This is a genomic window from Nocardia farcinica (assembly GCF_029867845.1).
GTDB lineage: Bacteria > Actinomycetota > Actinomycetes > Mycobacteriales > Mycobacteriaceae > Nocardia > Nocardia farcinica_A.
Window position 1 is genome coordinate 1 of the sequence record NZ_JARWRU010000793.1, and the last position, 5,432, is coordinate 5,432.

A 5,432-nucleotide genomic window follows, 5' to 3' on the forward strand; every position below is an offset into this window, starting at 1 on the left:
GCCGCACGGGCGCTGATCCGCCTCGGCGGCGGGCAGCCGGACCTGGTGGCCGAGGCGCACGAGCGGTCCGGCTACGCCCTCACCGGCACGGCGGTCCTGGTCTCGGCGCTGGTCGCCGGTGGTCTCGCCGCGGCGGCCTGCGCACCGGTGTGGTCGGCGCCCGTGGCGGCCGCCGCCGGGGCAGGCGTGGCCGCGGTCGCCGGGGTGATCGCCCGGGTGCTCGCCGTCCTTCCCGGCACGTTCTCTCCCGGCACGGCCGCCCCCGGCACGGCGCAGCGCGTGCTCGGACTGCTCGGGCGGATGCTGCTCGCGCTGCTGCCCGGCCTGTTCCTCGGCGAGGCCGCCACCCTGGTGGCCACCGCGCCCGCGATCGACCGGCTCCTGGACGAAAAGGCGCATGCCGCAGCGAGTTCGGCACCCGAGGTCACCGCCGCCACGGCCGTACTTGAACGCGCCCGCGCCGAGCAGGCCGCCCTGCGCGCCACCATCGGCCGCGGTGCTGAGGAGGTCGAACGGGCGCTGGTGACCGCGCGCTGTGAATTCAATCCCACTCCGGCCTGCCCGCCCACCAGGATCACCGGCGTCCCAGGCGACGGCCCCGAGCACCGCACCGCCCGCGCCATGCTCGACGAGGCTCGCGCCCGCCTGGCCGCCGACCGCGACCGCGCCCCCGCCCTCGACCAGCGCGTCACCGAGGCCGACAGCGCTCTGGCTCGGGCCTACGCCACCGCGGAGCGCTCCGGCGACCGTGGCCTCGGCGCGCGCTGGGCCGCCATGCACGAACACACCACCTCCGCCGCCCCCGGCCCCGCCATGACCACCCGACTGGCCGCCCTGCTCGCCGGCCTGCTCCTCGCCCTGCTCCCCCTGCTCGCCCGCCGCAGGCTCGGCGTCACCTCCCAGGACCGCCACGCCGCCGCCCGCGCCGCCATGGACGCCGCCGAACGCGACGCCGAGACCGCCGTCGCGATCCAACTGGCCAGGATGCGCGCCGCCGCCGCGCGATCGCGCGCCGAACCCGTTGTCGACACCCGCAGGCCGGCGGCCGCCCGTCGGGCCGCCGCGCTCCCGACGGGCAGCTCGGGCTCGGCCACCTGGGCCGTCGACGCCGTTCCCTTCGACCCCGAATACGCGGCGGCGCGGACCGCCGTGACCGACGACCCGGGCAAGGCATACGAGGCGACACCGGTCGTGGAGACCACCGAACCGGTCGTCGGGACCGGCGACCGGGTGGTCGAGCCGTTCGGCGGCAGGCGGCACACCCGGGTGATCGCCGCGTTCGGCGGGCTGGAGATCGGCATCACCGAGGCGGTGCGCCCGGCGGAACACGGCCGGCCGCCGAGGCAGGCGCCGGCACCGTCGCTTTCGTGGCTCGCTCCGCTGCTGCCCGGGTTCGTGCTGGCGGCGGTGGACAGCGCCACCCGGCCGCTGCTCAGCGCCCGGCGAGCGGTCGACGCGGTGGAGGAGCTGACCTTCACGGTGCGCGACGGCCGTCATACCAGGGTGGTCACCCTGGCGGTGCGCGAGACGGCGGCCGCCGGGCCATCGGTGGCCACCACGGTGGTGGACGCCGAACCCGTCGCGCAGGCGGGGCCGCAGTCGCGCACCCCGGCTCCCTGAACACGTTTCCACTAGACTCCGAGCCGTGCTGCCAGCCGTTGATCCGGCCGGCGTCACCGGGGCGGGGGTGCAACCGGCGCCGGGGTCGCCCGGACCCGTACCGCTTCGTCCACTGACTTTCCGTGAACTCCTCGACGTCCCGTTCGCGCTGATCCAATCCCGGCTCGCCGTGCTGGCGATCCTCGGCGGGGTGACGGTCGCCGTCGCCGAGATCGTGGTGGTGGTGCTGACCGCGAGCGCGGCGGGGCTCAGCGACGGCTCCGACGACGCGATCGGCTGGACGGCGGTGCTCACCACGCTGGCCTGCGCGTGGCTGGTGCGCGCGGTGCTGCGCGGGACGGTGGTGCCGGTGGCGCTGGCCGCGGTGTTCGGCCGAGTGGTGGGCGTGCGCGCCGCGCTGACCGGCTTGCTCACCCATGCGGGTCCGGTGCTGCTGGCACACCTGGTGTTCACTCTGGTCGGGGTCGGTGTGCTCGCCCTGGGCATCCTGCTCGTCACGCTGCCCTTCGTGCCGGTGCTGCTGGCCTATCTGCGGGCGACCCGCTTCCCGCTGCCCGCGGTGCTCTACGCCGAGAGCGCGGGCTACCGGCAGGGCGTGGCCCGCACCAAGGTGCTCACCTCGGGTTCGCAGTGGCGGCTGACCGGCCTGTGGCTGGTGCAGCGCACGCTGTTCGCGGTGCTCGTGCTGCCGCTGATCGGCCTGACCACCTATCTCACCGACATCTCCGGCACCCGCATGTGGACGGTGCTGGTGCTGACCACCACCCTGTCGCTGGTGCTGATCGCCTTCGCCGAGATCGTCGAATCCTGCTCGCGGGTCACCCAGTACGTCGACGCGCGCTGCCGCCGCGAGGGCATGGACATCCGGGTGCCGGACCCTGCCGGGGAAGGGCGGTGGCGATGAGCGAGGACCAGCGGCAAATCCCGGCTCCGCCGACACTCGGCCCCGCCGCCGAGCACCGCGCGGCCGCGGAGCAGGCGGCCGCCCGCCGCGACTACGACCGCGCGCTGCGCGAACGGTTCCGGGCGGTGCTGCGCGGCATGGAACAGCGTGGCCTGTTGGAGACGCGCCGCTCGCGCACCGCCGACGAGACCGCCGCGGACGCCTCCACCGTGCTCGCCCCCGAGGCCGCCGCCCAGTTGGACCCGGCGGCACGCAGTTTCGACGAGGTCGTCTACGGCGGTCGCCCGGCCACCGAGGACGAGTACCGCAGGCTCGAGTACGCCGACGCCTACTCCGCCGCCGCGCCGCCACCGAAGCCCGAACCGCTGGTGCGCGAAGTGGCGGAGGCCGCGCCGCGCCCGCGCCGCCGAGCACTGCCGCCGCTGCCCGCGCTGCTGCGCGATCCGAGGTTCTGGGCCGGGCTGGCCGGGCTGATCGTGCTCGGGCTGCTGCTGTACGCGGCCATGCAGTCCTGCGCCGCGCCGAGCGCCCCGCCGCCGCCCGACCTGCCGCCGCCGTCGATCCCCGACCCGCCGGACGATCCCGACCTGCCGCCGATCGAGGGCAGGGACTCGATCTTCGACAGCCTGCCCGCGCCGCTGGCCTTCGGCGGGCTGATGCTGTTGATCACCTCCGCGCTGCTCGTGTGGTGGCGGGCGGTGCGACGCGGCGCGTTGGTACGCGAGCCGCGGCCGGTGGAAGTGGCGGCGAACGAACTGCTCGCCGGACAGGCCGCGGTGTACCGGCGCAGCGGCGACCACGACCACATCGCGGGCAAGCTGCGGGCCGCCGCGCTGCGCCGGATCACACCGGGGCTCGGCGCGGCCGCGGGTGCGGGCCCCGACGAGCTGATCGCCGCGATCGCGGGCCGGTCCGGGCTCGATCCCGGACTGGTGCACGCCGCCCTGTACGCCCCGGTGCCCGACGCGTCCGCGCTCGGCGTGGTCGCCGCCCAGCTTGATCTGATCGAGACGGAGGTCCGATGACGACGGACATGACGAAATCCCCGGGCCCCTCGGGACCGGCAGGCACAGCTCCGGTCGGCCCCTCCCCGGCCGGTCCCTCCCCGGCAGGCACAGCCCCGGCGGTACCGGCGCCGACCGCCGAGCAGGCGCACGCCGCGCGGGCCGCCCTGCGCGCCGAGATCGGCAAGGCGGTGGTGGGCAACGACAACGCGGTGCTCTACCTGGTGCTCGCTCTGCTGTGCCGGGGCCACGTGCTGCTCGAGGGCGTGCCAGGGGTGGCCAAGACGCTGCTGGTGCGCGCGCTGGCGACCGCGCTCGAACTCGAGCACACCAGGGTGCAGTTCACCCCCGATCTGATGCCGGGCGATGTCACCGGCTCGCAGATCTACGACCCGCACTCGGCGGAGTTCACCTTCCGCCAGGGCCCGGTGTTCACCAATCTGCTGCTGGCCGACGAGATCAACCGGACCCCGCCCAAGACCCAGTCGGCGCTGTTGGAGTCGATGGAGGAGCGGCAGGTGTCGGTGGACGGCAGGCCGCGTCCGCTGCCCGACCCGTTCGTCGTGGTGGCCACCCAGAACCCGATCGAGCAGGAGGGCACCTATCCGCTGCCGGAGGCGCAGCTGGACCGCTTCCTGTTCAAGGTCGACATCACCCTGCCCGGGCGCGAGGACGAATTCCACATCCTGGCGCGCCACGCCTCGGGCTTCGACCCGCGCGACCTGACCGCGGCGGGCCTGCGTCCGGTGGCGGGCGCAGGGCACATCGCGGCGGCCCGCGCGGCCGTCGGCGCGGTCACCGTGGCCCCGGAGGTGCTGGCCTACATCGTGGACCTGTGCCGGGCGACCAGGTCGGCGCCCGCGGTGCGGCACGGCGCCTCCACCCGTGGCGCGACCGCGCTGCTGGCCGCCGCCCGCGCGCTCGCCTGGCTCAACGGGCGCGGGTTCACCACCCCCGACGACGTGAAGTTCGTGGCGACGGCGGTGCTGCGCCACCGTCTGCAACTGCGGCCGGAGGCCGAGCTGGACGGCGTGACCGCCGAAGGGCTGCTGGCCGGGCTGCTGCACTCGGTCCCGGTGCCGGTGTAGCCGTGGTCGTCAGCGGTCGACTGGTCGCGGCGTCGGCGCTGCTGGCGGCCTGCGTCGCCTTCGTGCTGCCCTCCTGGCTCGGTGTGGCGCTGGCCTGCGCGGTGCTGGCGGCGCTGGCGGGCGCGGACATGGCCGCGCTCCCCCGCCCCGGCGACCTCACGTTCTCCCGGCCCGCGCTGACCACGGTGCGCCTCGGCCGTTCCACCGAGGTGGAGCTGACCGTGACCAACACCGGCGAGCGCACCGTGCGCGGCCTGCTGTGGGACGACTGGCCCGACAGCACCGGGGCTGGACACCGCGCCCGCCGCCTCGACCTCGCGCCGAACACCATGATCCGGCTGCGCACCACGCTCACCCCGCGTCATCGCGGCGATCGCGCGGCCGGGCCGGTGACGGTCCGGGTGTTCGGCCCGCTGGGCATGGCGGGCAGGCAGTTCCGCCGTCCGGTGCGCGCCGTGGTGCGCGCGCTGCCCGCCTTCCGCAGCGAGCGCCTGCTGAGTTCGAAGGTGCGCAGGCTCCAGCACCTCGAGGGCCGCAATGTGGCCAGCATCCGCGGCCAGGGCAGCGAGTTCGACTCCTATCGCGAGTACGTGGCCGGGGACGACGTGCGCTCGATCGACTGGCGAGCCACCGCCCGCGCCGCCGACGTGATGGTGCGCACCTGGCGGCCGGAACGCAATCGGCACGTGCTCATGGTGCTCGACACCGGCCGGGTGAGCGCGGGCCGCGTGGGCGCGGGCACGCGGCTGGACGTGGCCGTCGAGGCCGCGCTGCTGCTGGGCGGGCTGGCCGCGGCTGCGGGCGACACCGTCGATC

General features: G+C 75.5%; 5 protein-coding genes. All 5 read left to right on the plus strand.

What is annotated here, in order from left to right:
- On the plus strand, positions 1-1,620 hold a 1,620-nt coding region (locus QH283_RS17395; RefSeq protein ID WP_280504044.1), incomplete at its 5' end, for a DUF4407 domain-containing protein.
- A 25-nt stretch (positions 1,621-1,645) separates the two neighbouring features.
- Positions 1,646-2,524 carry a hypothetical protein gene (locus QH283_RS17400; RefSeq protein WP_280504045.1) on the plus strand — a complete coding sequence of 293 codons (879 nt, stop codon included), beginning with the start codon at positions 1,646-1,648 and terminating at the stop codon, positions 2,522-2,524.
- Positions 2,521-3,549: a DUF4129 domain-containing protein gene (locus QH283_RS17405; RefSeq protein ID WP_280504046.1), complete on the plus strand. Its 1,029-nt coding sequence runs from the start codon at positions 2,521-2,523 to the stop codon at positions 3,547-3,549. Before QH283_RS17400 ends, QH283_RS17405 begins: the two co-directional genes overlap by 4 nt.
- The gene (locus tag QH283_RS17410) at positions 3,546-4,616 is read left to right on the plus strand and encodes an AAA family ATPase (protein WP_280504047.1); all 1,071 of its coding nucleotides are present in this window, start codon (positions 3,546-3,548) and stop codon (positions 4,614-4,616) included. The genes QH283_RS17405 and QH283_RS17410 overlap by 4 nt, the downstream gene beginning before the upstream one ends.
- Positions 4,617-4,618: 2 nt before the next feature.
- The coding region (locus tag QH283_RS17415) for a DUF58 domain-containing protein (protein ID WP_280504048.1) at positions 4,619-5,432 on the plus strand (814 nt) is incomplete at its 3' end.